The sequence below is a fragment of the Mesorhizobium calcicola genome (genome assembly GCF_042682105.1).
Taxonomy (GTDB): Bacteria; Pseudomonadota; Alphaproteobacteria; order Rhizobiales; family Rhizobiaceae; genus Mesorhizobium; species Mesorhizobium calcicola.
In genome coordinates this window covers 114,454-140,621 of the sequence record NZ_JBHUGY010000026.1, presented here as the reverse complement: position 1 = coordinate 140,621, position 26,168 = coordinate 114,454, and the positions used below count along the sequence as shown (strand labels likewise).

The following is a 26,168-nucleotide window of genomic DNA, read 5'->3' as shown; positions in this document are numbered from 1 at the left end:
CGCGCGCCTCCCAAAGGGCGGCCGCCCAGGGGCCGCCATGCCACATGCCGGCGATGCGCTCGGCGTCGTTCAGGCGGCGGTCGACCTGGTCCAGTTCGCCCGCCTCGGCGAGCGCGATCGCAGAGGCCGTGCGCAGCGCCATCGAACAGGGCTGGCAGGCGCCGTGGGTCAACAGCCGGTCGCCGGCGAGGATCTCCTGCGCCACCATCTTGGGTGTCGCCGCCGCCCGCACGGCCAGCGCCTGCATGCGCATGATCAGGTGCGGCGACAGCCATGAGCGTTCGGCGTCGGTGAGACCGCGCTGGATGAGACGGCTGGCGCGCCATTTCTGGCCGCGCTCCAGCGCGATCTCGGCCAGCCGCTCTATGGCGAGCACACGGCCGGCCACTGCGTCCGCCTCGAGCAGCAGCCGCTCGGCCTCGGTCAGGTGGCGCTCGGCCTCGTCGAGGTCGCCCGAAAACAGCGCCGCCTCGCCCAGAAGCAGGCAGGCAAGTCCGCGACCGGCATTCGACCCGGCCTCCTCGGCCACGGTGAGCAGCTCGCGGGCAAGGCCTGCGACTTCGGCATGGCCCGAGGCGCTGCAGAGGCAGAATTCGGACAGGCAAAGGTGGCCATCGAAGACATGCTGCACGAAGGCCGGCTTGGCGCGAACCCATTCGATGAATTCGGAGCGGAACAGTTGCGGCCACTGCGCCCGCATCATCGAGGCGAGGCCGAGCAGCGCGCTCGCCTCGCCGACTTCGCGCGGCAGGTCGGCGCCGAGCGCCAGGTCGCGGGTGTGCCTGGCGATCTCGCTTGCCTTGTCGAACTCGCCGCTTTGCAAATGCACCAGGCCCCAGGCGAGCGAGGTGCGGATGCGCTCCGACGGGCTGACGGTCGCGGCGCCGGAGAGTGCCAGCGCCTTCTCGTAAAGGGCAATGGTCGCCGCACTCGGCCCAACGCCGAGTTCGGCGTGCAGGTTGTCGCGCAGCTGGTTGAACTGGCGGATGGCCTCGACGCGGTTGCTGGCATCGAGCGCCGCCTGCATCAGCGCGCACTGAGCCTGCTCGTCGGCGGGGTCGAGTGCGATCAGGCGCTGCCACAGGCCGCCGGCGCGCAAAAGGTCGCTGTAGCGCTGCTGCAATTGCGCGCGCGGTGTGTCGAGCCACTCGACGAAAAGATCATCCGGCAAAAGCCTGCCACCATAGAGGTCGGCGGCGCGTTCATAGGCGCTCCTGTCACCACCGCGCAGCGCCGCCTTGGCCGCGGCCTCGAAGCTTTCGGCGTCGATCTCGAGCTCGGCATGCGGGGCAAGCGAGACGATGTCGTTGCTCACCTCGATCAGGTCGTAGGCCCCAAGCGCGCGGCGCGCGAAATGAATGGCCTTGCGCAGATTGGCGCCGGCCGCCTCGGGATCGGCGTCCGGCCAGAAAATTTCCATGGCCTGTTCGCGGTGGATGCGATGGGCAGACCTGAGCGCCAGCAGCTTGACCAGGGCCGAGGCGCGGTCGCGCCGCCAGTCGGCCGCCGGGATCGGGCGGCCATCGACGCTGACGGCGAAGCGGCCGAGCAGATGGATCGAAACGCGCATGCAGGCACCATCAGGAAAAACCCGGCCCTGGCGGCGCCGGAGCCGTCACCAGCCAGGGCGCGTCGGGGAACGCTAGCGGAACATAGATTTCCTAATTTGCCCCCGCAATCGAATTCCAACCGGAAAGGAAAGCAACCATGTCACTCCGTATCGCAGACATCGCCCCCGACTTCACCGCCGAGACCACCGAAGGCACGATCAACTTCCACGAATGGCTCGGCAAGGGCTGGGGCATCCTGTTCTCGCACCCCAAGGACTACACGCCGGTGTGCACGACTGAACTCGGCTACATGGCGCGCCTCAAGCCCGAGTTCGACAAGCGCGGCGTCAAGGTCATCGGCCTCTCCGTCGACCCGGTCGAGAAGCACGCCGGCTGGGCCAAGGACATCGCCGAGACGCAAGGCATGGCGCCGAACTTCCCGATGATCGGCGACCCGACGCTCGCCATCTCGCAGCTCTATGACATGTTGCCGGCGTCGGCCGGCAACAGCGCCGACGGACGCACCGCCGCCGACAACCAGACGGTGCGCAACGTCTATGTCATCGGCCCGGACAGGAAGATCAAGCTGGTGATATCCTACCCGATGACGACGGGCCGCAACTTCGACGAGGTGCTGCGCGTGGTGGACTCGCTGCAGCTGACGGCCAAGCACCGCCTGGCGACGCCGGTCAACTGGAAGCCAGGCGACGACGTCATCATCGCGGGATCGGTGTCGAACGACGAAGCGAAGCAACTCTATCCGCAAGGCTGGAAGGAGCCTAAGCCCTACATCCGCATCGTGCCGCAGCCAGTCCTGACCTGACATCGGCCAAAACTCCTGGACTTGGACGGCCAACACTTTGGCGGCGAGGACACGGGAAGTCCCCGCCGCCACGACGGGAATGATCGATCAACCGGGAAATATTGATGGGGAACAAAGATGAACACTGCAAGCAAACCGCGCGTCGTCGTGCTGGGAGCTGGTTTCGGCGGCCTGGAACTGACGACGCTGCTTTCCGAAGCGATGGGCGACAGCATCGACGTGACGCTGATCGACCAGAGTGATTCCTTCATGTTCGGCTTTTCCAAGCTGGACGTGATGTTCGGCCTGAAGACGCCGCAGGCCGTGCGCCTGCCCTACAAAAGCTACGCCAAGCCCGGCGTCAGGATGCTGAAGCGCACGATAACCTCGATCGACCCCGAAAGGCGCCGGGTGACCACCAATGACGGCGTGTTCGACGCCGACCACCTCGTCGTCGCGCTGGGTGCCGAATATGATTTCGACGCCACGCCGGGGCTTTCGGGAACCGCCGAGTTCTACACCGTGGCGGGGGCGGAGCGGCTGCGCGACGTGCTGCCGACCTTCAGAAAGGGCAAGGCGATGGTCGGCGTCTGCGGGGCGCCCTACAAGTGCCCACCGGCGCCCAGCGAATGCGTGCTGATGCTGCATGACTATCTGGTCAGGCAGGGCGTGCGCGAGGCCTGCGAGATCGCCCTGGTGCTGCCGCTGGGCAGCCCGGTACCACCCTCGCCGGACACCTCGCGAGCACTGCTGGCCGCTTTTGCCGAACGCGACATCAAGTTCGTCCCCGGCAGGCGCGTCGCCTCCGTCGACAATGCCCGCAATGTGGCGGTGCTCGACGACGGCACGGAAATGCCGTTCGATCTCTTCCTCGGTGTTCCCAAGCATCGCGTGCCGCCAGTGGTGCTGGAAAGCGGCATGGCCGAGAACGGCTGGATCCCGGTCAATCCGCGTACGCTGGAAACAAGATACGAGAACGTCCATGCCGTCGGCGACGGCGCCAACACCGGCACGCCCAAGGCCGGCGTGTTCGCCGAGGGTGCGGCGCGCGCCGTTGCCACCGGGCTCATCGCAAAACTGCGCCAGAGCGGCAGCGGTTCGCTCTATGACGGCTTCGGCACCTGCTATATCGAGTTCGGCGGCGGCCGCATCGGCAAGGTCGAGGTCGATTTCTTCTCAGGCCCAGCACCAACCGGCAACTACTACGAGCCCTCGGTGGCGCTGCGCGCCGACAAGGAGACTTTTGGATCGAGCCGCCGCTCGCGCTGGTTCGGCCTCTGAGGCCAGAGGGAGAAGAGCGCTCGGGCGCCGGATACTCTCCCGGCGCGATTCTGGCGCCCGAAGCGTACAGGCGAGGCCTACCCCGTTTGCACCAAGCCTCGCGGCGATCACCTCATCGACCGGAAGTGCGATCTTGGCTATCCTGTCGGCAATGACGGTGGTCCACCAGGACGCCGCCACGGAGGGATGCTGCGATGGTTGGAGCTTCGGCCGGCTTGCCGCGCTACGTCGATGCCGTCGCGCGCTTTCGCATCGAGGATGAGATCGCGCGCCTTCACGGTGATCCCGCGACCGGCTTCAATGCCTATGTCGAATGCTGTGGCCGCTATACAGGCGAGAGCCGTCTGGCGCTGCGCACCGTCTCCGCCAGCGGTGAGTTCAGGGAATTCAGCTTCGACGATCTCGCCGACATGTCGGGACGCGTCGGCACCCTGCTGAAGGATTTGGGCGTCGGCCCGGGCGATGTCGTCGCCGGCATGCTGCCGCGCATTCCCGACCTGGTGGCGACCATTTTGGGCACATGGCGCATCGGCGCGGTCTACCAGCCGCTGTTCACCGCCTTCGGTCCGAAAGCCATCGAGCACCGGCTGAAGACCAGCGGTGCCAAGCTCGTCGTCACCAACATGGCCAATCGCGGCAAGCTCGACGAAGTGGAGGATTGCCCCCGAGTGGCGACTATTCTCGCCCCAGGCGAAGCCTTGCCGGCGGGCGACATCGATTTCCGCGCCGCGTTCGCCGCCGCCTCGCCTGACTGCCAGCCGGTGATGCGCAAGGGCGACGACCTGTTCATGATGATGTCGACCTCGGGCACGACAGGCCTGCCCAAGGGCGTGCCGGTGCCGCTGCGCGCGCTGCTGGCCTTCGGCGCCTATATGCGCGATGCGATCGGGCTCAGGCCCGACGACGTCTTCTGGAACATCGCCGATCCCGGCTGGGCCTATGGGCTCTACTACGCCATCACAGGCCCGCTGCTGCTCGGCATCGCCACGACCTTCAACGAGGGCGCCTTCACCGCCAAAAGCACCTACGACATCATCGAGCGCCTCGGCGTCACCAGCCTCGCCGGTTCGCCCACCGCCTTCCGCCTGCTGCTGGCCGAAGGCGCCGCGCCCGCCGCCCGCGTCAAGGGCCGGCTGCGCGTGGTGAGCAGCGCTGGCGAGCCGCTCAACCCGGAAGTCATCCGCTGGTTCGCCGCCCATCTTCGCGTGCCGATCCATGACCATTACGGCCAGACCGAAAACGGCATGATGGTCAACAACCATCATGGCCTGTCACACCCGGTTCGCCCGGGCTCGGCCGGCTTTGCCATGCCGGGCTACCGCATCGTCGTGCTGGGCGAGGCGGGCCAGGAACTCGGCCCCAACCAGCCCGGCACTCTCGCCGTCGATATCGCCAACTCGCCGCTGCGCTGGTTCGACGGCTATCATCAGGCCGAAACCCCGGCCATTGCGGGCGGCTATTACCGCAGCGGCGACACCGTCGAGTTCGAGCCGGACGGCTCGATCAGCTTCATCGGCCGCGCCGACGACGTCATCACCTCGTCGGGTTATCGCATCGGCCCGTTCGACGTCGAAAGCGCGCTGATCGAACACCCGGCGGTCACCGAGGCAGCGGTTATCGGCGTGCCCGACCCGCAGCGCACCGAAATCGTCAAGGCCTTCGTCCTCCTGGCATCTTCGTTTCGCGGCAGCCCGGAACTGGCCGAGGAACTGGCCCAGCATGTCCGCAGGCGGCTCTCGGCCCACGCCTATCCGCGCGAGATAGAATTCGTCAGCGAACTGCCGAAGACGCCGAGCGGCAAGATCCAGCGGTTCTTGCTGAGGAAGGCGGAGGTGGAGAAGCGGAAGGGGTGAGGCGATAGCGAAGGCGCCGCAAGATGCTTCGCGTCGACTGACTGCCGCGCAATAGCCGCAAAGCTGCTCGATGGCTCCCAACCTGTCGATTGCCACAAGGGGGTTATGTCATGCGGTTGGTCTGGACCATTGTCTTCGCGCTCGCGACTGGAGCGGCTTTCGCAGCCTCGCCGGAGGACGACTATATCGCCGCGCGCGACAAGGCGATTTCCGCCATCGCGGCGATGGAAAGCGCCAACGAACCCGTGGAGACGCTCGATGCCGCCGGGACGAAAGCGCTGGCCGATCTCGAAAAGCGGCTTTCCGCTCTTCTCGGCCCCTTGGCGGTTTCAGGGTTCCCGGCAACCGGCACGATCAATATGGAAAGCCTGAGCGATGCCGATATCGGGTTCGGCATGCTGGACGGGTTGCGGTATACCAAAGGCGACGACGGCCCGAGCCTGGTGGCGACGACGCGGGGGCTTCTCCAGCGTTGGCTCCAGTCCAGAGCCGCAGAGATGGACGCGAGCTTCAAGCTGCCTGCGAGCATCGATGCGGCGCTGAAGCTCGATGCCTTCTACACCCAGGCGATCAACAGCGACGCCGCGTTCACGGGAACGCTCGACTTTCCGCTGAAGAAGCCTGAAGGCGCCGACATCGCCTTTGCGCGGCTCGGCGGCTGGGCGCAGGACATAGGACCGAACCCCGACCAGCAGGTCATCGTCACCCTCGTCAAGGGCAACAGCGTCATGATCGCCTCGGCGCCCGCGGCACCACCTGTTCCGAAAATCGCGGCCTGCGACACCTTGTGGGCCTCGGCGGATGCCGCCGCCCAGAAATTCCAGGAAGCCTACCAAGCCTCGGACCTCAAAGACCAAAAGGCTTATGATGCCGCCAATGCCGCCTGGGAGAAAGGTGACGCCGACTATCGCGCCTGCATGGGCGAGCACTTGCTAAGCGAGCCGGTCTTCCCGGCGCTTCTCGCCCAAGCCCAGCAACTTGCCGATCACATGGCCGGCAAATAGGGGGCTCCCTACCTCCCCCTTGTGGGGAGGTCGGACCGAAGGTCCGGGTGGGGGGCTGGCGCAAGCCTTGCTCGACCAGGATTCCTCGCCCCACGAAGTGGGGAGAGGTGGCTCGGCGAAGCCAATCGCTATAGGATGGGTGTTACGCGCTGCAAGACCGGTTCCTGCGCTATTCCTTTGCGCGATAGGCCTCCGGCACCACGAACACTTCGTCGGCCCGACCATAGCCGCCGTCGGCGACCTCCTCCACCAGCACCATCGTGTAGGGCCGGACGCTTTCGCCGAAAAAGTCGACGAACATCGCGGTCGTTCGATGGATGAGGTCTTCCTTCTGCGCCTTGGACAGAGCCGCCTGCGGCATCTTGATGTTGGCGAATGGCATGATCGTTTCCTTTGCTCTCGAAGTTGATTTCAGGCAGTCGGATGGAGAAGGTCGGCAAGGCCGATCCGTTCCATGAGTTGCGCGCGGACGCGATCGGCGACGCCGTTGGCGGTCGTCGCGCGCATGACCATCGCCTCAGACCACGCCGCCATTGGCGCGGATGATTTGCCCGTTGACCCAGAAGCTGTCCGGCCCGGCCAGGAACGACACCAGCCCGGCAATGTCGTCGGGCTGGCCGAGCCGGCCGAGCGGGATCAATTTGCCGATGGCCTCGATTTGCGCTTCGCTCTTGCCGTCCATGAACAGGGCGGTCTCGATCGGCCCCGGCGCCACGGCGTTGACGGTGACGCGGCGCGCGCCAAGCTCCTTGGCCAGGATGTGGGTCATCGCCTCGACTCCCGCCTTGGTGGCGGCATAGACGCCGTAACCCGGCTGATAGAAGCCGACGACGCTGCTCGAGAAATTGATGATGCGGCCGCCATCGCGAAGCCGGCGGGCACCTTCCCGCATGCCGCGGAACACGCCGCCGAGATTGATCGCGATTTGCGTCTCGAACGACGCGTCATCGGTCTGCGCGATCGGCGATGTCTTCATGATGCCGGCATTGTTGACGAGAATGTCGATGCCGCCGAACGCCTTCTCGCCGGCGTCGAATAGCGCGGCGACGCCGGCCGGATCGGCGATATCGGCCTGCACGGCGATCGCCTTGCCGCCGCCGGCTTCGATCGCACGCACAAGCTCTTCGGCCTCCGCGCGTCCTCGTGCATAATTGACGACGACGGCCGCGCCGTCGCGGGCGAGCCGTCGTGCGATCGCGGCACCTATGCCCTTGGAGGCGCCGGTCACGATCGCCGTTCTGGTTTGATTGCACGTACTTGTCTGCTGGTTGGTCATGGAAATCTCTCCTTTTGGTTTGGTGCGATGGATATAGGCCAAGCCGTGCACCGGATAATCAGCCACCTATTGACATCACTATTCGGAAACTGCGAACAAATGGCATGGATCGTCTGGACGCCATGCGGCTCTTTGTTCGCGTTCTGGAGCGGCGCAGCTTCACCGCTGCCGCGGCCGATCTTGGCCTGCCGCGTTCAACCGCGACGGAAGCGATCCGGCGGCTCGAAGAACATCTCGGCGCACGGCTGCTGGAACGGACGACGCGGCAGGTGAACGCCACACAGGATGGCGAAGCCTATTATCGGCGCTGCCTGTCGATCCTTGCCGAGATCGAGGACGCCGAGGCAGCCTTCCGCAATGCCGAGCCGTATGGGCTGCTGCGCATCGACGCCAGCACGCTGCTCACCCGCACATTCCTTCTGCCGCGCCTGCCGGAGTTTCTTGCCCGCTTTCCCCGTATCGATCTGCAGATCGGCCAGAGCGACCGGCTGGTCGATCTCGTGCGCGAGGGTGTCGACTGCGTGATACGCGTCGGCGAGCCGCCCGACAGCGGCATGATCATGCGGCGCCTGGCGATGATCCGGGAGATCACCTGCGCCAGCCCCGCCTATCTCGAACGCCACGGCACGCCCGCCTCCCCCGATGCGCTGGAGGGTCACCAGGCGGTGGGGTTCATCTCCTCGCGCACCGGCGAGACCCTGCCGTTCGAATTCACCGTCGGCGGCAAGACTCGCGAGGTACGGCTGCCGGGCCGCGTAGCGGCCAACAATTCGGACACCGCCGCCGACCTGGCGCGGCTCGGCCTCGGCCTCATTCAGGCGCCGCGCTATCGTTTCGAGAAGGACCTTGCCGATGGGGCGCTCGTCGAGGTGCTGGCCGACTACCCGCCATCGCCGACGCCGCTGTCAGCGCTTTACCCGCAGAACCGACAGCTCTCGCCGCGGCTTCGCGTCTTCCTCGACTGGGCCGCGCGCATCTTCGCCGAGGCGAACCTTTAGAGCATGATGCCGAAAAGTGTGAAGCGGTTTTCCCGGGAAAAGCGCATAGCTCTTTCGCCGGGGAATTGAGTCAAAACAAAGAGATAGAGCCTCGATCGAAAGATCCCGAGCGTCGCCTCATTCCCTGAAGGCGCGGCTGATCTGGTCCTGCAGCGGCTTGACGAGGTAGGAGATCACGGTCCGGTCAGCGGTCTTGATGAAGGATTCGACCGGCATGCCCGGAACCAGCTTGACCTCGCCAAGCCGCGCCACCTCGGAGTTCGTGGTCGCGATACGCACGGTGTAGTAGCTGATGCCGGTGCGCTGGTCGGTGGTCGTATCCGGAGATGTGCGCTCGACCGTGCCGTTGATTTGCGGCGTGGTGCGCTGGTTGAAGGCCGAGAAGCGCAGCGCCGCCGGCTGGCCGACCCAAAGCTGATCGATGTCGCTTGGCGCGATCTTGGCCTCGACCGTCAGGCTGTCGCTGTCGGGCACGATCTGCATGATCGTCTGCCCAGGGGTGATGACGCCGCCGATCGTATGGGCGATGGACTGCTGCACGACACCGTCCTGCGGCGCGCGGATGTCGATGCGCTTGAGCTGGTCCTCGGCGGCGATCTTGCGCTCCGTCAGTTCGCCGACCTTGCCGTCGATCTCGCGCAAATCCTTGTTGACGTCGGTGCTGAGCTCGAGGTCGATCTGGATGATCTGCAAATTGATCTCGGCGATCTTGCCTTGGGCCTGCGCCAGGGCCGCCGTCAATTGGCCGCGCTCGCCGTCGAGCCGCGCCGACTCGCGTTCCATGGCGGTCAGGCGGTCGATCGAAATCAGCCGCTTTTTCCACAGCGCGCGTATGCTGGACAGTTCCTCCTCGACGAGCGCGATTTCTTGCGACTTGGCCTCCACCTGGGCGGTGTCGCCGCCGATCTCCTTCTGCAGCTGGAGGATGCGCTCCTGCAGCTGGCTCTTTTGACCGGAACGAGCGGCCCGCCGCGTATCGAAGACCTGTTCCTCGCCGGCAAGGATCTCGGCGATCGTCGGATCGCCGCGGCGATCGAGAAGGTCCTGCGGAAAGGTGATGGCGTCGACGCCCTGGCGTTCGGCCTCGAGGCGCGCTTCGCGCGCCGACAACTGGTCGAGCGCCTTGGTGACGACAGCGAGGTTGGCCGCCGGCATGGTGGGATCGAGGCGCACAAGCAGCGCGCCCCGCTTGACGCGGTCGCCATCCCGCGCCGCGATCTCGCCGACGATGCCGCCGGTCGAATGCTGCACGTCCTTGACGTGGGAATCGACGACGAGGACCCCCGACGCAATGACCGCTCCCGAAATCCGGGTCAACGAAGCCCAGCCGCCGACGCCGCCGACCAGCAGCGCGACCGCGATCAGGCCGAAACGCATGTAGCGCCGAATGGATTGGTGAGAGGAGCTCGACATGGTTCCTCCCCTCACTCGCCTGCCGCCGCAGCAGGCGGCGCCGGCTCTTCGGTGGCGAGCCTGAGCCGCGGCACGGCGGCCACCGCCGGTTGCGGCCGCGGAAACAGCTTGGCCAAAACCTCGTCCTTGAGGCCGAACGCCTGGACGCGCCCCTGATTCATGGCGAGGATGAAATCGACCGTGCCAAGCGCGCTTGGCCGGTGCGCCACGAGCACGACGATGCCGCCGCGTTGCCGCACCGAAACAATCGCCTGGAACAGCGCCTGCTCGCCTTCGGCGTCGAGGTTGGAATTGGGTTCGTCGAGCACCACCAGGAACGGATCGCGATAGAGCGCGCGGGCCAGCGCGATGCGCTGGCGCTGGCCGGCCGAGACGGCCTCGCCGAGTTCGCCGATCTGCGTCTCGTAACCGTCGCGGAAACCGACGATGAGATCATGCGCGCCGGCTGTCTTGGCGGCGGCGATGATCAATGCGGGATCGGCATCGGGCTCGAAACGCGCGATGTTCTCGGCGACTGTGCCGGCAAACAGCTCGACGTCCTGCGGCAGATAGCCGACGAAGCGGCCGCGGTCCTCCGGCGACCACTGGTCGAGGTCGGCGCCGTCGAGCCGGATCCTGCCGGCGGCGGGCTGCCATGCACCGACAAGCGTCCTGACCAGCGTCGACTTGCCCGAACCGCTCTGGCCGATGATGCCGACAGCATGTCCCGCTTCCAGCGCAAAGCTGGCGTCCTGGACCAGGAGGCGCTGCGTGCCGGGCGCCGCCACGCTGACACCCTGCATGAAGATGTGGCGGCTCGGCTTCGGCATGGCCATCGGCTCGGCATCAGCCGGCACGGCAGCGAGAATCCTGGTCAGCCGCTGCCAGCCTTGCCGCGCGGTCAGGAAGCCTTTCCAGTTGGCTATGACCAGGTCGACGGGCGCCAGCGCGCGACCGCTCAGGATCGATGCGGTGATGATGATGCCTGCGGTCGCCTGCTGCTCGATCACCAGCCAGGCGCCGACGCCGAGCATGGCCGATTGCAGGAGCATGCGCAGCACCTTGGACACGGCGCCGAAGCCGCCGGCGATGTCGCTGACACTGCGCTGTTCGGCGAGATAGTCGCGGTTGGCGTCTTCCCATCGCTTGGCCATCCTGCCGCCCATGCCAAGAGCCGCGATAACTTCCGCGTTGCGGTTGCCGGTCGTGGTCAGGCCGTTGCGGACGATGCCGGTCTGGGTGCCTGAGGTGACCGGCCTGCGTGTCAGCCGTTCGGCAAAGACGGTCAAAAGAACCAGCACGATCGCACCGACCAGGGCAGTCAGGCCGAGAAGCACGTGGAACATGAAGATGATGGCCAGATAGAGCGGCAGCCACGGCAGATCGAACAACGCGGTCGGACCGGTGCCCGACAGGAAGGTGCGCACGCTGTCGAGGTCGCGCACCGGCTGCATGCTGTCGCCGTTCCGCCCGACCTTGAGCGGCAGCTTGAGGATACTGGCATAGACACGGGCTCCGAGCGCCTCGTCGAGGGCGCCGCCGATGCGCACCAGGATGCGGCCGCGAATGAAATCGAGGACGCCCTGCCCGGCATAGAGGATGGCGACGAGCAGGCTGAGGCCGACGAGTGTCGGCACGCTGCGGCTCGGCAGCACACGATCGTAGATCTCGAGCATATAGATCGAGCTGGACAGCATCAGCACGTTGAGGACGCCGCTGAACAGCGCGATGGAGATGAATGCCGAGCGGCAGGACTTGATCGCCACCGCGAGTTCCGAGGCCTGCTGCCGGGCAGCGGGTCGGGCGGCCCCTCGCGCCGTCGCCGCGATGCCGGGGGCGGCGCCCGGGTCGGTTTTGGCCCTATCGGGACTGCGTGCACGAAACAGCAGAAGTGCGCCAAACGCCGCCAGCGCCAGGCAGAGCAGCGCGACGCCCAGCGATATCGGCAGCACGCCGCCGAGCCCAAGAAAAAGGGCGCAGGCGAGCAAGACCAGACCCAAGGACCTGGTCCTCGCCTGCGCCAAGCTGAAGATGGTGGAGCCCCTTCCCATGTCAATTCACGCGGGCGGCGCTGCGGCAAGGCATCCGGCCGGAAGGCCGGAAGCCTGCCTCAGGCAATGCCCGTCAGGCCTCCGACTTCATGCAGCGTGAGCCAGAACTGATCGAGCGTGTTGGGATGCTCGTCGATGATGTTGGTTCCATCGAACCAGGCTACATGGCCACCCGGCCCGGATGTCACCAGTTGATCCTGGTTGAACCACATCAGCGCGTTCTTCAGGCCCTCGCCATCAGCCTCCTTGCCGCCGTTCCAGTCGGTGATGCCGGAGCCCGCGTCGGTGACATCGACATATTTGGTCCAGGCATTCGTGTTCGTCTTGACCGCGTTCCCGGCCAGCGCGTTGCCGCTCTGATCGACGATGCCGTCATTGTTGCCATCGACATTGACGCCGAGCCCCGCCCAGGCGCCCTGCCCCTTCAGCCACATCACCGCCTCGTCGATCAGATTGTTGGGCTGACCGACATGGTTGTCGATGTTGAGCTGGGTGGCGATCGCCTGCTGCAGCATGATGACGCGCGCGTCGCCACCGGTCGAACTCGATTCGATGGCTTTGGCCAGCGAGATCGAAATCAGGAGGTTGTGAGCGTCGTTGGCAATGCCGTCGCCGTTGCTGTCGCCGAGCAGCAAATTGCCGTCGGTTCGCGGATTGACGTCAAGGCTGGACAGGACGCCGCTGGCGACCGCGCTCTTGGTGGGATTGCCCTCATTGTTGGCGACATTGTCCCAGGCATCGGTGTGGCTGCCCCAGAACCCTTGCGTCAGCGCCTTGTTGGAGAAGCCCTCATAGTCGCTGTTGTCGGTGCCGGTCGGGATGACTGAATGTCCGGCCGTGTCGGCATAGGGATCGGTGGTGGCGGTGGCGTTGTTGACGTAGCCGCCGAGCTGCGCGGTCCCCGTCGCCTTGTAGTGCCAGGTCTCGCCGATGTCCAACACGCCATTCGTGTTGGCGTCGCCAGAGTTGAAAAGGCCGCTGAGGATCGCCGTCGGGTGGAAGTCGTCGCCGGTACCGACGGTACCATTGTCGTCGGTGACGACTGGATTGGCGAGCGCGACGTTGCCGTCGTTCTTGACATCGTAGGTCCAGGTCACCGGCTGGCCCTGGAAGATGTCGAGGCCATGGTCGACGCCATTGGTCTTCTTGTCGAGCGTGATATGCGGATCGGCGCCGAAATAGCCGGAATCGTCGGTGGCCGTGTCGGAGCGAATGTGGCCGGCGTCATCGGTGAAGGAACCGGTAGCCGACCCGGTGTTGCTGTAAGGGCCGGTCACGGACGTCCCGGTTGCCAAAAACTTCCAGACCTCGCCGACATCGAGCTTGTCGTTGTCGTTGCTGTCGCCGATGTTGGTGACATGGCCGTTGCCAACGACCGCGACCGGTGCCACGCCGGCGACGTTGTCGCTGACCGTGACGCCCGACAGAGCGACGTTGCCGGCATTGGTCACCGTGTATTCCCACGAGATCGCTTCGCCGGTGAGGATCGTCAGATTGTCGCCCTTGGCCGCACCGTCGACCGTCACCTTGTCGATGCTGATCTGCGGATCGGCGCCGGTATAGCCGGAGTCGTCGGTGGCCGTGTCGGAGCGAGTGTGGCCGGCGTCATCGGTGAAGGAACCTGTGGCCGACCCGGTGTTGCTGTAAGGGCCGGTCACGGACGTCCCGGTTGCCAAAAACTTCCAGACCTCGCCGACATCGAGCTTGTCGTTGTCGTTGCTGTCGCCGATGTTGGTGACATGGCCGTTGCCAACGACCGCGACCGGTGACACGCCGGCGACGTCGTCGCTGACCGTGACGCCCGACAGAGCGACGTTGCCGGCATTCGTCACCGTGTATTCCCACGAGATGGCTTCGCCGGTCAGGATCGTCAGATTGTCGCCCTTGACCGCACCGTCGACCGTCACCTTGTCGATGCTGATCTGCGGATCGGCGCCGGTATAGCCGGAGTCGTCGGTGGCCGTGTCGGAGCGAGTGTGGCCGGCGTCATCGGTGAAGGAACCTGTGGCCGAGCCGGTGTTGCTGTAAGGGCCGGTCACGGACGTGCCGGTTGCCAAAAACTTCCAGACCTCGCCGACATCGAGCTTGTTGTTGTCGTTGCTGTCGCCGATGTTGGTGACATGGCCGTTGCCGACGACCGCGACCGGCGCCACACCGGCGACGTTGTCGCTGACCGTGACGCCCGACAGAGCGACGTCGCCGGCATTGGTCACCGTGTATTCCCACGAGATCGCTTCGCCGGTCAGGATCGTCAGATTGTCGCCCTTGGCCGCACCGTCGACCGTCACCTTGTCGATGCTGATCTGCGGATCGGCGCCGGTATAGCCGGAGTCGTCGGTGGCCGTGTCGGAGCGGGTGTGGCCGGCGTCATCGGTGAAGGAACCGGTAGCCGAGCCGGTGTTGCTGTAAGGGCCGGTCACGGACGTGCCGGTTGCCAAAAACTTCCAGACCTCGCCGACATCGAGCTTGTTGTTGTCGTTGCTGTCGCCGATGTTGGTGACATGGCCGTTGCCAACGACCGCGACCGGTGACACGCCGGCGACGTTGTCGCTGACCGTGACGCCCGACAGAGCGACGTTGCCGGCATTGGTCACCGTGTATTCCCACGAGATCGCTTCGCCGGTCAGGATCGTCAGATTGTCGCCCTTGACCGCGCCGTCGACCGTTACCTTGTCGATGCTGATCTGCGGATCGGCGCCGAAATAGTTGGAGCCGTCGCTGTCAGTGACGATAACCGCCCCGGCCGAGCCTGTGACCGTGCCGACATTGGCGTAGGCGCCGGTGATGGCCGTGCCGCTGCCTGTGAAACTCCAGGTCTCGGTGGTGTCGAGCAGACCATTGTGGTTGATGTCGCCGACGTTGAAGCCGCCGCTGAGTTCCGGCGTGACAATCACGCCATGGCTATCGATTACCCCGATATTCGACAAAGCCACATTACCGGTGTTGCTCACCGTATATTGCCAGGAGATCGCTTCGCCAGTCAGGATCTTCAGGCCGTCGTCCTTGACCGCACCGTCGACCGTCACCTTGTCGATGGCGATCCCGGGGGTGTCAGTGCCGGTGCCGGGTGTCGTAAGAGTGCGCCATTCCTCGAAACCGCCATTTGAACCGGAAAAACTCGAAAACAGCGTCACATAGGATCCGTCGGTGGCGCCGGCGCCCGCAAAGAGGCTGACTGGGACGAGCACCCGGTAGTCGTCCGTGCCCGAGCCATGATTGGAATCAATCAGCAACTCGTCGGGGCCCAGATGGAAGATGCCGGTGAAACCTGTCGTAAAGCCCGCGTTGTAATCGGCAAGGGTTGCCCCCGCATTGGAAATGTAGATATCCAGGCCGGTCAGTGTGATGTCGCCGTTTACCGCATTGTTGCTTTCGTTGAGGTCCAGCCGAAACTCGATATAGGCGATGCCGTCGACAGTGATCGATTGCATGTTGCCGTATTGCAGGTCGTGCGTGAAGGACGCCTTGTTGTCGAGGACGTTGCCGTTCTGATCGGTGTTGAAGCCCTGCTCGATATTCGTTGCCTGTATCCGCAGGAACGAATCGTAGTTGCCGGTTCCCGAACCTTCGGTCGTTGCCTCAAGGAGGACACCGGAGCCCAGATCTTCTGCCATTGTAGTTTCCTCCACATTGTTGTGCGGTCAGCGGTCAAGCCCGCCGCCGTCTACCCCAGCCTGATTGCGGCACCGGCATCCGGCTGTCCGCGGAATGCGGTCAGGCCGGCGGGCAATCGTTTCATGATAAAAGCGGCGACTTTGAACGAGGAAAGGACCGGCGGGGAGACTACCTCCCATTCGCCAGACACAGCTATTCCCAGACGAGACAAGCCCGCCGTCGGACTGACAGCTACACCCACACCCAAAAGCCCCAAACCCCACAGGATCCCTAGCGATCACCTGGGCGTTAATATTTCCCAAACCATATTTGGCAGGTTGTAATGCGCCCGTCTATATAACCCCGGTTATATGCAAAAAAGAGAGTTAACTACCGAAAAGTGCTTTCAGGATTAAAGACTAATATCAATTACATATTCGAATTATTTTCCAAATCTGAGCTTAATTGCCGGAACTACAAAAAATTCCCCGGCGACGGCGGTGGGTTTTTCAAGATGAAGACCAGCATCGGCACGCCGAAGCGGCATCTTTCTTTCAGTCCGCCGTCGCGCGTCTTGCTGGAGGCGCCGCTTCAAGATTAACTAAGCATTTGCTAATGTTTTGCACAGCCGCGCTGCTTCTGTCAGCATGGCCTCACGCTTCAGGAGGATGCGGGCCGGATGCGATGTTCGTTTCCGGCACAAGCAGTCACTGGCGCGTCGTGGAGACACGCTAAGGGAGAAGACACATGACCGAGCCTGAGCGCTGGGCGCCACCCATCGATGGCGACGTTCCGGCATGGAGCCGTGGCGCCGACGACGGGCTGCTGGCGGGCTGAACATGGTCACAACCGTTTTTGTCGCCGACGACCATCCGCTGCTGCTGCACGGCCTGACTGACCTGATTGCCCGCGACCCCGATTTCCTGGTGGTCGGCTCGGCGCAGGACGGCACCGCCGCCATGGCGATGATCCAGCGCGACATACCTGACGTCGCGGTGCTCGACATCAGCATGCCGGGACTGAGCGGTCTCGACATCGCCGCCGAAATCGCCAGGCAGGGCCTTGCGACGCTCTGCGTGCTTTTGACGGTCGGCGCCTCGCAAGCCCAGCTCTACGACGCGGTCGCGGTTGGCGTTGCCGGGATCGTGTTCAAGGAGACCGCGGTCGAGGCGCTGCTCAGATGTCTCCACCGGGTCGCCGCGGGCGGCCGCTGGCTGCCGGCCGAGATTGTCGGCGAGGCCGTGCAGAACGAGGCGTCCCGCCGGACCAGATGGCAGGAACTGTCATCGCGGCTGACCAAGCGAGAGATGGAGATCGCGCGGCTGGTCGTCGCCAACAAGCCGACCGGGCAGATCGCCTTCGATATCGGCATCTCGAAAGGCACGCTGAAAATCCATATGAACAACATCTATCGCAAATTGGAGGTCGCCTCGCGAGCGCAGCTTTCGCAGCTGGCCGCCGGCCAGATCGGACTGAGCGCCGGCAGCGGCTTTCCCGATCAATCCGGCCTCGAAAATCCGGCCGGGGACGCTTAGCCATGCACCACGCTCTTGCGTTCTTCGCGCAAGCGTTTCGGGCCGGCTGCCGCGCACAACAGGGCTTCGTCGAGAAACTGGCCCCAACGTGTGAAGAAGCGCAGCCAGCGCCGGCCCGCTGTGCACTGGTTCAGGCTGCGAGCTGAAACTTCCAGCCCGCTTGGAAGGTGAAATTTAAGCGTTTGCTACTAGGATCGACAGACGAGCTATAGTCAGGGAAAGGTATTCGGGTCGAATTGGCCGCAACGGGATTCAGTCTCGGCCGCGTGAGACAGGCCGTTTTTTCTTCCGCCAACTTGCCGGCGGCAATAGCCTTTGTTGTGCTCCTGGTCTGCGCCGTCTTTGCCGACCTGCAGAACAGGAGGGTGTCCGACCAGCTGGCGCGCGCCGATGTGCTGGCCAAGGTCAACGTCATCCGCGCCAAGCTCGAAGGCAACATAAACGGCAATCTTCAGCTTGCTCAGGGGCTGGTCTCAACCATCGTTACAGAGCCCTATATGGGCCAGCAGAGATTTGCCTCGCTCGCGGGCAATCTGTTCGAGCAGAAATCGCAGTTGCGTAATATCGCCGGCGCGCCAGACCTCGTTATCTCGCTGATGTACCCTTTGAAAGGCAATGAGAAGGCAATCGGGCTCGATTACCGCAAGAACGAGCAGCAACGCCTGGCGGCGCTTCGGGCGCGCGACCAGCGCGCGCTGGTATTTGCCGGACCAGTCAACCTGGCGCAGGGCGGGCGCGGCTTCATCGGCCGCATCCCGGTCTTCGTGCCGACGGCGGGAGGCGGCGACCGCTTCTGGGGCATCGTCTCGGCAGTGGTCGATGTCGACCGGCTCTACGCGGCGAGCGGACTGGCCGACCCCGATCTCGACATCGATGTCTCGCTCACCGGCAAGGATGCGCTGGGCGGCGGCGGCGAACGTTTCTTCGGCAGCGGCAATGTCGTCGCCAGCAATCCCATGTCGGCCGATGTGCAGTTGCCTTCAGGTTCCTGGCAGATTTCGGCCATCCCCAAGGGTGGCTGGCCAACGGCGCCGAAAAATGAGTGGACCTTGCGGACGCTGATGGCACTTGCCGGCGCGCTGGTGGTGCTGCCGATCCTCGTGGCCGGGCGGCTGTTCGGCGAAAGGCAAAAGAGCGACGCCGAGTTGAGGCGCCTGTCCGGCCGCCTGGAGCTGGCGCTGGAAGCCTCGGGCATCGGCGTTTGGGAGCACGACCTCGCCACCAACGAACTGCTGTGGGACGACCGCGTCAACGAAATCTACGGCAAGCCAGCCGACGGCAAGCCGCGCGGCTATGCCGACTGGGCGCTGGCGATCCACCCCGAGGACATCGAGCGGGCAAGGCGGGACTTCGATTCGGCCGCGGCGACAAAAGGCCCCTACTTCTCACAATACCGGCTCCTGCGCCCCGACGGCGCCGTCCGTCATGTGCGCACGCGCGCAAGCTTCTTCCAGGACATCGGCGGCACGCCCAAGCTGATCGGCGCCGAATGGGACGTGACCAGCGACGTGCTGCTCAACGAGAACCTCATTCGCGAGCGCCAGCTGTCGGAATCGAAGAACGCCGAGCTGAAGCTCGCCAAGGCGCATATCGAGCATGTGGCGCTGCACGATTCGCTGACCGGCCTGCCCAACCGCCGCTATCTCGACGAAATGCTGGCCGAAACCGGCCAACACGACCGCATTGCGCTGCTGCATCTCGACCTCGACCGCTTCAAGCAGATCAATGACACGCTTGGCCACGCAGCCGGCGATGCCATGCTGATGCATGCCTCGAAGGTCATCAACGCCAATGCCGGTTCTGCCGATTTCGTAGCGCGCATCGGCGGCGACGAGTTCGTCGTGGTGAGCCACGGGCGTGACGAAGACGAGCTCTCGGCACTCGCCGGCCGCATCATCGAGGAGATGCGCCAGCCTGTCGATTATCGGGGCCATCAGTGCCGGTTCGGGGTCAGCATCGGCATTGCCGCCAACAGCGGCGTCGACGCAAAGCAGTTGCTCGTCAACGCCGATCTCGCGCTTTACCGGGCGAAAGGCCGTGGCCGCAACCGCTACGAGTTCTTCAACGAGGAGCTGCAGAGCGAGATCGTACGGACCAAGCAGATCGCCGATGAGATCCTGGGCGGGCTGGAGCGGAACGAATTCGTCGCCTACTTTCAGCCGCAGTTCGACGCCGAGACGCTCGAGATCGTCGGCGTCGAAGCGTTGTCGCGCTGGAAACATCCGCGACGCGGCATCCTGGCCCCCGACGCCTATCTCAAGGTGGCCGAAGAGCTCAATGTCGTGGCGCTGATCGACCGCATCGTCCTCAAAGAGGCGCTGGAGAATTTCGAGCGCTGGTCGCGCAGCCATCTCAATATCCCGCGCGTCTCGGTCAACGTCTCGGCCAGGCGCCTGGAGGACAAGGACTTGATCAAGGGGTTGCGCGAGCTCGCCATCAAGGAAGGAACTGTGTCGTTCGAGCTGGTGGAGTCCATCTTCCTCGACGAGAACGATGATCTGGTCACCTGGAACATCGAGCATATCAAGGAGCTCGGCATCGATATCGAGATCGACGATTTTGGCACCGGCTATGCCTCGATCGTCTCCCTGCTCAAGCTGCGGCCGCGTCGCCTCAAGATCGACCGCCAACTGGTTACGCCCATCACCGGCTCAACGGCGCAGCGACACCTGGTGTCGTCGATCATCGAGATCGGCAAATCGCTCGGCATCGAAGTGGTCGCCGAGGGCGTTGAGACGATGGAGCACGCGCGCATCCTGAAAGAGCTTGGCTGCGATATCCTGCAAGGCTACTTTTTTGGCCGCCCGATGGAGGCGAAGGCCTTCAAGACCTTCGCCCAGTCGCGCAAATGGCTGGCGGCGGGGTAGCCGCCCCTTAACTCCGCAATCCCGGCGCTTCCTGCCCCGTCCGCTCGACATATTCGGTATAGCCGCCGCCGTAGGTGTGGATGCCTTCAGGCGTCAGTTCCAGCACGCGGTTGGAAAGCGCTGCCAGGAAATGCCGGTCGTGCGAGACGAACAGCATGGTGCCTTCGTACTGCGACAGTGCGGTGATCAGCATCTCCTTGGTGGCGATATCGAGATGGTTGGTCGGCTCGTCCAGCACCAGCAGATTGGGCGGATCGAACAGCATCAGCGCCATCACCAGCCGCGCCTTCTCGCCGCCTGACAGCACCCGGCACTTCTTCTCGATCTCGTCGCCGGAAAAGCCGAAGCAGCCGGCAAGCGCCCGAAGCGGCGCCTGGCCTGCCTGCGGAAACGCGTCTTCCAGCGTCTGGAACACGGTGCGCTCGCCGTCCAGCAATTCCATGGCGTGCTGGGCGAAATAGCCCATTTTCACACTAGGCCCCCGCGCGACCGTGCCGGTGTCCGGTTCGGAGGCACCGGCAACCAGCTTCAGCAGCGTCGACTTGCCGGCGCCATTGACGCCCATGATGCACCAGCGCTCACGGCGGCGGACCTGGAAATCCAGCGCCTCATAGATGCTGCGGCTGCCATAGCCCTTGTGAACGTTTTTCAGCGTCACGACATCCTCGCCGCAGCGCGGTGCCGGCTGGAAATCGAAGGAAACCGTCTGGCGGCGCTTGGGTGGCTCGACGCGGTCGATCTTGTCCAGCTTCTTCACCCGGCTCTGCACCTGGGCGGCATGCGACGCCCGCGCCTTGAAGCGCTCGATGAAGGCGATCTCCTTGGCCAGCATCGCCTGCTGGCGCTCGAATTGTGCCTGCTGCTGCTTGTAGGCGATCGCCCGCTGCTGCTGGTAGAACTCGTAATTGCCGGAATAGGCGGTCAGCGAACCGGCGTCGATCTCCACCACCTTGTTGACGATGCGGTTCATGAACTCGCGGTCGTGCGAGGTCATCAGCAATGCACCGTCATAATTCTTCAGGAAGGATTCCAGCCAGATCAGGCTTTCGAGGTCGAGATGGTTGCTCGGCTCGTCGAGCAGCATGGCGTCGGGCCGCATCAGCAGGATGCGGGCCAGCGCCACGCGCATCTTCCAGCCGCCGGACAGCTTGCCGACATCGCCGTCCATCATCTCCTGGGAAAAGCCGAGGCCATCCAGCACCTCGCGCGCGCGGCCGTCCAGCGCATAGCCGTCAAGCTCCTCGAAACGGTGCTGCGCCTCGCCATATTTTTCGATGATCTCGTCCATCCGGTAGGCCTGGTCTGGGTCGGCCATGGCAGCCTCCAGCGCGGCCATCTCGGCCGCCACTTCGCTGACCGGCCCGGCGCCGTTCATCACTTCGGCGACAGCACTGTGGCCTTCCATGTCGCCGACATCCTGGCTGAAATAGCCGATGGTGACGCCGCGATCGACCTGCACCTGGCCCTCGTCGGGCTGTTCCTGCCCGGTGATCATGCGAAACAGCGTCGTCTTGCCGGCGCCGTTGGGGCCGACAAGGCCAACCTTCTCGCCTCTCTGCAGCGCGGCCGACGCCTCGATGAAGACAAGCTGACGGCCGTTCTGCTTGCTGATGCTTTCCAGTCTGATCATGCGGTTTCCGGGGAGCTTGGAGCTTGGAAGGATTTTCCCCAGGGCCATACGCGATGGCGGGCGCCAGCGGAAGAGGCGCAAGCGCCGCAGTGGGAGCACGCTTTTCCCTCCTTCTTGTGGGAGAAGCCAAGACCGCCCCTGGACACAATCCGGAAACAAGATTCAACAGTTCGGAAAAACTGGCGAAAAGATTGGCTGGCATAAGCATCCTCGCGGCGACCGGAATGGTCGCGGCACAACGCCAACGGGATGTTACGGCAATGCAACGAGACGGATGGATGGGTGCCCTGCTCGGCATGTCGCTTGCCGTCACCGCCATCGGTCCGTCGCAAGCAAAGGCCGCCATCACCCGCAGCGAGCATTGCGACCGGCTCAGTCATCAACTCGACGAAGCCATTCAGGCCAAAGCCGAGACGACCGAGGTCGCCGAGGCAACGACGCTGCAGAAGACGGCCATCCGCTTCTGTGCCGAGCGCAAGCAGGCGCAAGGCATCAGGACGCTCGCCAACGCTCTGGAGCTGCTTGGGGTGACGCCGGACGATGAAGCCCAGTGACATCTATCTCAAAAGCACAGCCACAAGCACACCGGCAACAAGCGCGGCAAGGCTCATTGATCGCTCTTCTCTCTGACTTCCTCCCAGGAAAGCCGCCACTCGCAAAAGCGAGGGCGGCTTTTTCTTGCGCTCGATTTCGGGAAAGCGTGCCGTGGATTTCCGTTCGGAATTCAGCAGAAACAGACGCTTACAGCGCTTCAGCGATTCAGATGTTGAAGCACTTCAAGCAACGCCGAGCTCTGCCCGAACCTGCGGGCCGCTTGTGGCACTGTTGAAGACGGCGGTGCCGGGATCCGTCACCACGGCAGCCTTTTGCCGTCGCGGAAGAAGCCGCCGGTCGGGCCGTCATCCGGCAAGGTCGCCGCCCAGACGATACCGGCCGCTCCTTGCGCGACCGGGCGCCCGCCCGGCCCGCCCATGTCGGTGGCGACCCAGCCGGGGCAGACGGCGTTGACCAGCACACCTGCGCCGCGCAGTTCCGCCGCCAGCACGCAGGTCAGCGCGTTGAGGGTCGCCTTCGATGTCGAATAGGCCGGCGCCCCGCCCCCCATCGAGGCCAGCGAACCGCCTTCGGACGACACGTTGACCAGCCTTCCATGACCGCTCGCCTTGAGCAACGGCGCGAAGGCGGCCGCCGCCCGCCAGGCGCCGAAGACATTGGTCTCGAACGCCTCGCGGATCACTGTCCAGTCCGGCAGCAAGGCCCGCGAACCAGCGTCGTAATGGATCGCGGCGTTGTTGATCAGCACGTCGAGACGGCCGAACCGGCGCTCGACTTGCGCCGCCGCCCCTGCCGCCGCTTCAGGTGCAGCGACATCGAACGCGATGGCCTCGACATGGCCGTCGAGTCCTCGCGCCGCCGCTTCGCCTTTGGCGAGATCGCGCACGCCCAAAAGCACGGCAAAACCGAGCTTCGCCAGCTGCCGCCCGGTCTCGAGCCCGATGCCGCGATTGGCGCCGGTGACCAGCGCGACCTTGCTGGAATGCGTGTTCATGTGCTGCTCCTGGGATGTCGATTGCTTCGGGAGAAAGATGGCACTAGCGGAGGTGATTTATTAGGTGGCGGGGATCGCAGTCTTCATGCGATGGCGTGCAGGAATCGGGTGGTGGCCGGGCGGCGCGCCATGCGATCGTTGATCCATCACGAGGACCAGCCATGCTCACGCTTCATGATCATCTGCCATCGCAGAATGGCTGGAAGGTCCGGGTTCTGCTCGGGCTGCTCAAGATTCCGTATGACAGTCGCATGGTCTCGATTTTCGAGGGCGAGAGCCACACCGACGCCTTCCTTGAACTTAATCCTGCCGGTGCCGTCCCCGTGCTTCAGCTCGAAGACGGGAACGCCATCGCCGAATCCAACGCGATCCTCGCCTATCTCGCCGAAGGGACGCCTTTTCTGCCGGCGGACCGTTATCAGCGCGCCAAGGTCATGCAGTGGCTGTTCTTCGAACAATACAATGTCGAGCCGGTCATCGGCTCGCTGCGCTTCTGGACCTTGACCGGACGGCTCGAACGCAACCAGGGCATGGTCGCGGGCAAGCGCGAAGCCGCAGCCCGGACTCTTGCCGCCATGAACCGCAGCCTTGGCGACACCCCGTTTCTCATCGGAAACGACTTCACGATCGCCGACATCGCTGTCTATGCCTACAGCCATCGCGCCGGGGATTGCGGCTTCCTTCTGACGGACTATCCGGCGGTCATGGCGTGGATTGGCCGCGTGCGTGACGCCATCGGTCCTGGCTACCCGGTGCATCCTTACAGCATCGACCCGCATTCCGGTGCCTGAAGGGCTTACTTCTTGCCCTGCGGATAGATCGTCTCGCCGCGCTTCAGCATCTCGACGAAGGTCTCGATCTTCTTCTTGCGGCCGGCCTCGGTCTTCATGTTGTGGGTGCGGAAGGCAAGCGCGAAGCGGTTCTGTGCGCTGAGCTTTGCCAGCATCTCTTTTGCCTTGGGTTCGGCGTCTATGGCCGCCTGCAGATCATCAGGAATTTTCATCTGCTTGCCGCTGCCATAGGCGCGCGCCCAGCGCCCGTCCGCCTTGGCCGCCTCGACCTGTTTCAGCCCATGCCCGGTCATGCGGCCCTGCTCGACCAGCCGCGCGACATTGTCGATGTTGATCTTGCTCCAGATGCTCTTCTTGCCGCGAGGCGTGTAGCGCTGGAGAAAACTGTTCTCGTCCAGCCCCTTGCGCACCGCGTCGATCCAGCCGAAACACAGCACGACGTCAATGGCCTCCTTCGGCGTGATCGACTTCAGCCCCGACCCGACCTTGTGCACCTTGATCCACACCTCGCTTTCCGTGGCGTGGTGCTGGCCGAGCCAGGCATAAAAACTCGCCGCGTCAGGGAATTCCCGAACCTTGTCGGGATCGACCTTGACCGGCGCCATCAGCCTGCCTGCCCGTTCAGTGCTGTTGTCGGTCGCGCGCCCATGTCCTCTGCTTTCACTGTCGTCCTGTCTTCTGCATCGTGCTCGTCGTCATTGGTCAGCATCGGCTGGTATGGAAGGCTGTTCGGCAAGGCACCACGGCGGCACAGGATCACAGCCGGTATCTCATGGCTAGCGCCATCGGCGTGCATCCATGTCCACGGGGCGTCCTCCTGTCGTGCTATACCACCGCAAGGTGTCACGCTTCTGGGGGATAACACGCCATGAAATCTTTGCTTCTCGCCCTTGCCTTGCTGCTACCGACCATGGCCCTCAGCGAACCGATCGAAACCAAAAAGATCATCACCTCGGTGACCGGCGACTTCAACGGCGACGGCGCTCCCGACCTTGCCATGGTGGTCGAGACCGAGCCGACCGACCCGATGGACATCCATTTCTTCCTCAGGGACAAGGAGCACAATTACCTCAAGCCCGTCGAAATCGTGCGCGAACAGATCGGTGGCGAGTGGAACGGTTATGACCGGCCGGGCTATGAGAACTCCGACACCGAGCCGGAGCTATCGATGCTGCCCAACGGCTCGATCAAATTCTATCTGCCGGCGCCGCCGATCGGCAGCGAGCGCACCAACCAGACGCTGACCATCGCCTACCGCAACGGCGCCTTCATCGTTGCCGGCTTCGCCTATGAATCCGTGGATTACCTGCAGGAGAATATCGCCAGCGCCTGTGACTACAATGTGCTGACCGGCAAGGGCACCAGCTCGAAGCAGCAGCCGGACGGCAGCACGAAGCACAAGACCGTGTCGGCTGAAGGCCAGACCATCGCATTCCGGGACTGGAACTCGGGCGACGCCTTCACCGCTTGCCAGGAATAAGTGGGGCGCCCTGCCCCTCCGGCCGCCTTCAGGCCGGTGGCGGCATTGCCGGCGTCAGCCCGTGGCGACGCATAATGTCCATCATTTTGGCCTTGTCCGGCGGGCCACCGGCGGCAGCGTTGAGCACCGCGAAGGCCTCTCGAAAATAGTCCGGGCCGATCGCCGCCGGCGTGATGACGCACAACGCCTTCGCGTCTCGGCTGCCGTTGTTGTCGAACCGGTGGACGGCGCCGCGTGGAACGCACAGCGCCTCTCCCGGTCCGACCTCGATCGGCTTGCCGTCGACGGTCCAGGTCAGCACCCCGTCAATTCCGTAGATCGTCTCTTCGTAGTGGTCGTGGCTGTGCGCCGGCGCCGGCAGCCGCTGCGCGCCCGGCACCATCAGTTCGAAGGCGGCGACGCTGCCATTCGAACTGTCGCCTGACACCAGGAAGCGAACCGACAGCCCCTTGGTACCGATGGTTTCGTTGGCTGGATTGACCTGGAGATCCAAGGTTAGCATTGCGCAAACTCCC

Annotated in this window: 21 protein-coding genes; 10 read left to right on the top strand and 11 right to left on the bottom strand. The window is 64.2% G+C overall.

Going from position 1 to position 26,168, the window contains the following annotated elements; translation table 11 throughout:
* Nucleotides 1-1,570, bottom strand: a 1,570-nt coding sequence (locus ACFSQT_RS16780) for a BTAD domain-containing putative transcriptional regulator (RefSeq protein ID WP_379020458.1), incomplete at its 3' end; no start/stop codon positions are given.
* 137 nt (nt 1,571-1,707) lie between these two features.
* Here ACFSQT_RS16780 and ACFSQT_RS16775 point away from each other — a divergent pair.
* The 4 genes from ACFSQT_RS16775 (at nt 1,708) to ACFSQT_RS16760 (ending at nt 6,490) form a co-directional block, all read left to right on the top strand.
* Nucleotides 1,708-2,373, top strand: a complete 666-nt coding sequence (locus ACFSQT_RS16775) for a peroxiredoxin (RefSeq protein WP_379020456.1) — start codon at nt 1,708-1,710, stop codon at nt 2,371-2,373.
* A 117-nt stretch (nt 2,374-2,490) separates the two neighbouring features.
* Complete coding sequence (locus ACFSQT_RS16770; RefSeq protein ID WP_379020454.1) at nt 2,491-3,633, top strand: NAD(P)/FAD-dependent oxidoreductase; 1,143 nt, start codon at nt 2,491-2,493, stop codon at nt 3,631-3,633.
* A gap of 194 nt (nt 3,634-3,827) precedes the next feature.
* Nucleotides 3,828-5,486 carry an acyl-CoA synthetase gene (locus ACFSQT_RS16765; RefSeq protein ID WP_379020452.1) on the top strand — a complete coding sequence of 553 codons (1,659 nt, stop codon included), beginning with the start codon at nt 3,828-3,830 and terminating at the stop codon, nt 5,484-5,486.
* Nucleotides 5,487-5,596: 110 nt separating this feature from the next.
* On the top strand, nt 5,597-6,490 hold the full coding sequence (locus tag ACFSQT_RS16760; RefSeq protein ID WP_379020450.1) for a hypothetical protein: 894 nt from the start codon (nt 5,597-5,599) through the stop codon (nt 6,488-6,490).
* A gap of 169 nt (nt 6,491-6,659) precedes the next feature.
* Here ACFSQT_RS16760 and ACFSQT_RS16755 read toward each other — a convergent pair whose 3' ends face one another.
* Complete coding sequence (locus tag ACFSQT_RS16755) at nt 6,660-6,872, bottom strand: tautomerase family protein (RefSeq protein WP_379020448.1); 213 nt, start codon at nt 6,870-6,872, stop codon at nt 6,660-6,662.
* Between the two features lie 135 nt (nt 6,873-7,007).
* Nucleotides 7,008-7,766, bottom strand: a complete 759-nt coding sequence (locus ACFSQT_RS16750) for an SDR family oxidoreductase (protein WP_379020446.1) — start codon at nt 7,764-7,766, stop codon at nt 7,008-7,010.
* A gap of 104 nt (nt 7,767-7,870) precedes the next feature.
* On the opposite strand from ACFSQT_RS16750, the gene ACFSQT_RS16745 reads away from it, so the two are divergent.
* Nucleotides 7,871-8,764: a LysR family transcriptional regulator gene (locus ACFSQT_RS16745; protein WP_379020444.1), complete on the top strand. Its 894-nt coding sequence runs from the start codon at nt 7,871-7,873 to the stop codon at nt 8,762-8,764.
* A 117-nt stretch (nt 8,765-8,881) separates the two neighbouring features.
* Here ACFSQT_RS16745 and ACFSQT_RS16740 read toward each other — a convergent pair whose 3' ends face one another.
* From ACFSQT_RS16740 to ACFSQT_RS16730, 3 genes are all read right to left on the bottom strand, one after another.
* Nucleotides 8,882-10,177 (bottom strand): HlyD family type I secretion periplasmic adaptor subunit, encoded by a 1,296-nt coding sequence (locus ACFSQT_RS16740; protein WP_379020442.1) that lies wholly within the window; start codon nt 10,175-10,177, stop codon nt 8,882-8,884.
* An 11-nt stretch (nt 10,178-10,188) separates the two neighbouring features.
* On the bottom strand, nt 10,189-11,985 hold the full coding sequence (locus ACFSQT_RS16735; RefSeq protein WP_379020470.1) for a type I secretion system permease/ATPase: 1,797 nt from the start codon (nt 11,983-11,985) through the stop codon (nt 10,189-10,191).
* A gap of 281 nt (nt 11,986-12,266) precedes the next feature.
* Nucleotides 12,267-15,821, bottom strand: coding sequence for a beta strand repeat-containing protein (locus tag ACFSQT_RS16730; protein ID WP_379020440.1), 3,555 nt, complete (start codon nt 15,819-15,821; stop codon nt 12,267-12,269).
* An 819-nt stretch (nt 15,822-16,640) separates the two neighbouring features.
* Between ACFSQT_RS16730 and ACFSQT_RS16725 the strand changes: the two genes are divergently transcribed.
* Complete coding sequence (locus ACFSQT_RS16725) at nt 16,641-17,336, top strand: response regulator (RefSeq protein ID WP_379020438.1); 696 nt, start codon at nt 16,641-16,643, stop codon at nt 17,334-17,336.
* Between the two features lie 266 nt (nt 17,337-17,602).
* Entirely contained in the window at nt 17,603-20,203 is a 2,601-nt protein-coding gene (locus ACFSQT_RS16720) for a bifunctional diguanylate cyclase/phosphodiesterase (protein WP_379020436.1), read from the top strand.
* Nucleotides 20,204-20,210: 7 nt separating this feature from the next.
* Here ACFSQT_RS16720 and ACFSQT_RS16715 read toward each other — a convergent pair whose 3' ends face one another.
* On the bottom strand, nt 20,211-21,833 hold the full coding sequence (locus ACFSQT_RS16715; protein ID WP_379020434.1) for an ABC-F family ATP-binding cassette domain-containing protein: 1,623 nt from the start codon (nt 21,831-21,833) through the stop codon (nt 20,211-20,213).
* Nucleotides 21,834-22,111: 278 nt separating this feature from the next.
* Between ACFSQT_RS16715 and ACFSQT_RS16710 the strand changes: the two genes are divergently transcribed.
* Nucleotides 22,112-22,387 (top strand): hypothetical protein, encoded by a 276-nt coding sequence (locus ACFSQT_RS16710; RefSeq protein ID WP_379020432.1) that lies wholly within the window; start codon nt 22,112-22,114, stop codon nt 22,385-22,387.
* A gap of 296 nt (nt 22,388-22,683) precedes the next feature.
* Here the strand turns inward: ACFSQT_RS16710 and ACFSQT_RS16705 are convergent, their stop codons facing one another.
* Nucleotides 22,684-23,382 carry an SDR family NAD(P)-dependent oxidoreductase gene (locus ACFSQT_RS16705; protein WP_379020430.1) on the bottom strand — a complete coding sequence of 233 codons (699 nt, stop codon included), beginning with the start codon at nt 23,380-23,382 and terminating at the stop codon, nt 22,684-22,686.
* Between the two features lie 161 nt (nt 23,383-23,543).
* On the opposite strand from ACFSQT_RS16705, the gene ACFSQT_RS16700 reads away from it, so the two are divergent.
* A complete protein-coding gene (locus ACFSQT_RS16700) occupies nt 23,544-24,173 on the top strand; it encodes a glutathione S-transferase family protein (protein WP_379020428.1) in 630 nt (209 codons plus the stop codon).
* A gap of 5 nt (nt 24,174-24,178) precedes the next feature.
* On the opposite strand, the gene ACFSQT_RS16695 is transcribed toward ACFSQT_RS16700, so the two are convergent.
* Both ACFSQT_RS16695 and ACFSQT_RS16690 read right to left on the bottom strand, forming a co-directional pair.
* Nucleotides 24,179-24,778, bottom strand: a complete 600-nt coding sequence (locus tag ACFSQT_RS16695; protein WP_379020426.1) for a YdeI/OmpD-associated family protein — start codon at nt 24,776-24,778, stop codon at nt 24,179-24,181.
* Entirely contained in the window at nt 24,778-24,969 is a 192-nt protein-coding gene (locus tag ACFSQT_RS16690; protein WP_379020424.1) for a hypothetical protein, read from the bottom strand. Before ACFSQT_RS16690 ends, ACFSQT_RS16695 begins: the two co-directional genes overlap by 1 nt.
* Before the next feature lie 72 nt (nt 24,970-25,041).
* On the opposite strand from ACFSQT_RS16690, the gene ACFSQT_RS16685 reads away from it, so the two are divergent.
* The gene (locus tag ACFSQT_RS16685) at nt 25,042-25,653 is read left to right on the top strand and encodes a hypothetical protein (protein ID WP_379020422.1); all 612 of its coding nucleotides are present in this window, start codon (nt 25,042-25,044) and stop codon (nt 25,651-25,653) included.
* A gap of 28 nt (nt 25,654-25,681) precedes the next feature.
* Here the strand turns inward: ACFSQT_RS16685 and ACFSQT_RS16680 are convergent, their stop codons facing one another.
* A complete protein-coding gene (locus ACFSQT_RS16680) occupies nt 25,682-26,155 on the bottom strand; it encodes a cupin domain-containing protein (protein ID WP_379020420.1) in 474 nt (157 codons plus the stop codon).
* Nucleotides 26,156-26,168 lie beyond the last annotated feature (13 nt).

Bases quoted from the DNA above. Each gene is read 5' to 3' on its own strand.
- ACFSQT_RS16775 (WP_379020456.1), top strand. From the start codon at position 1,708: ATGTCACTCCGTATCGCAGACATCGCCCCCGACTTCACCGCCGAGACC.
- ACFSQT_RS16770 (WP_379020454.1), top strand. From the start codon at position 2,491: ATGAACACTGCAAGCAAACCGCGCGTCGTCGTGCTGGGAGCTGGTTTC.
- ACFSQT_RS16765 (WP_379020452.1), top strand. From the start codon at position 3,828: ATGGTTGGAGCTTCGGCCGGCTTGCCGCGCTACGTCGATGCCGTCGCG.
- ACFSQT_RS16760 (WP_379020450.1), top strand. From the start codon at position 5,597: ATGCGGTTGGTCTGGACCATTGTCTTCGCGCTCGCGACTGGAGCGGCT.
- ACFSQT_RS16755 (WP_379020448.1), bottom strand. From the start codon at position 6,872: ATGCCATTCGCCAACATCAAGATGCCGCAGGCGGCTCTGTCCAAGGCG.
- ACFSQT_RS16750 (WP_379020446.1), bottom strand. From the start codon at position 7,766: ATGACCAACCAGCAGACAAGTACGTGCAATCAAACCAGAACGGCGATC.
- ACFSQT_RS16745 (WP_379020444.1), top strand. From the start codon at position 7,871: ATGGATCGTCTGGACGCCATGCGGCTCTTTGTTCGCGTTCTGGAGCGG.
- ACFSQT_RS16740 (WP_379020442.1), bottom strand. From the start codon at position 10,177: ATGTCGAGCTCCTCTCACCAATCCATTCGGCGCTACATGCGTTTCGGC.
- ACFSQT_RS16730 (WP_379020440.1), bottom strand. From the start codon at position 15,821: ATGGCAGAAGATCTGGGCTCCGGTGTCCTCCTTGAGGCAACGACCGAA.
- ACFSQT_RS16725 (WP_379020438.1), top strand. From the start codon at position 16,641: ATGGTCACAACCGTTTTTGTCGCCGACGACCATCCGCTGCTGCTGCAC.
- ACFSQT_RS16715 (WP_379020434.1), bottom strand. From the start codon at position 21,833: ATGATCAGACTGGAAAGCATCAGCAAGCAGAACGGCCGTCAGCTTGTC.
- ACFSQT_RS16710 (WP_379020432.1), top strand. From the start codon at position 22,112: ATGGGTGCCCTGCTCGGCATGTCGCTTGCCGTCACCGCCATCGGTCCG.
- ACFSQT_RS16705 (WP_379020430.1), bottom strand. From the start codon at position 23,382: ATGAACACGCATTCCAGCAAGGTCGCGCTGGTCACCGGCGCCAATCGC.
- ACFSQT_RS16700 (WP_379020428.1), top strand. From the start codon at position 23,544: ATGCTCACGCTTCATGATCATCTGCCATCGCAGAATGGCTGGAAGGTC.
- ACFSQT_RS16695 (WP_379020426.1), bottom strand. From the start codon at position 24,778: ATGGCGCCGGTCAAGGTCGATCCCGACAAGGTTCGGGAATTCCCTGAC.
- ACFSQT_RS16690 (WP_379020424.1), bottom strand. From the start codon at position 24,969: ATGCACGCCGATGGCGCTAGCCATGAGATACCGGCTGTGATCCTGTGC.
- ACFSQT_RS16685 (WP_379020422.1), top strand. From the start codon at position 25,042: ATGAAATCTTTGCTTCTCGCCCTTGCCTTGCTGCTACCGACCATGGCC.
- ACFSQT_RS16680 (WP_379020420.1), bottom strand. From the start codon at position 26,155: ATGCTAACCTTGGATCTCCAGGTCAATCCAGCCAACGAAACCATCGGT.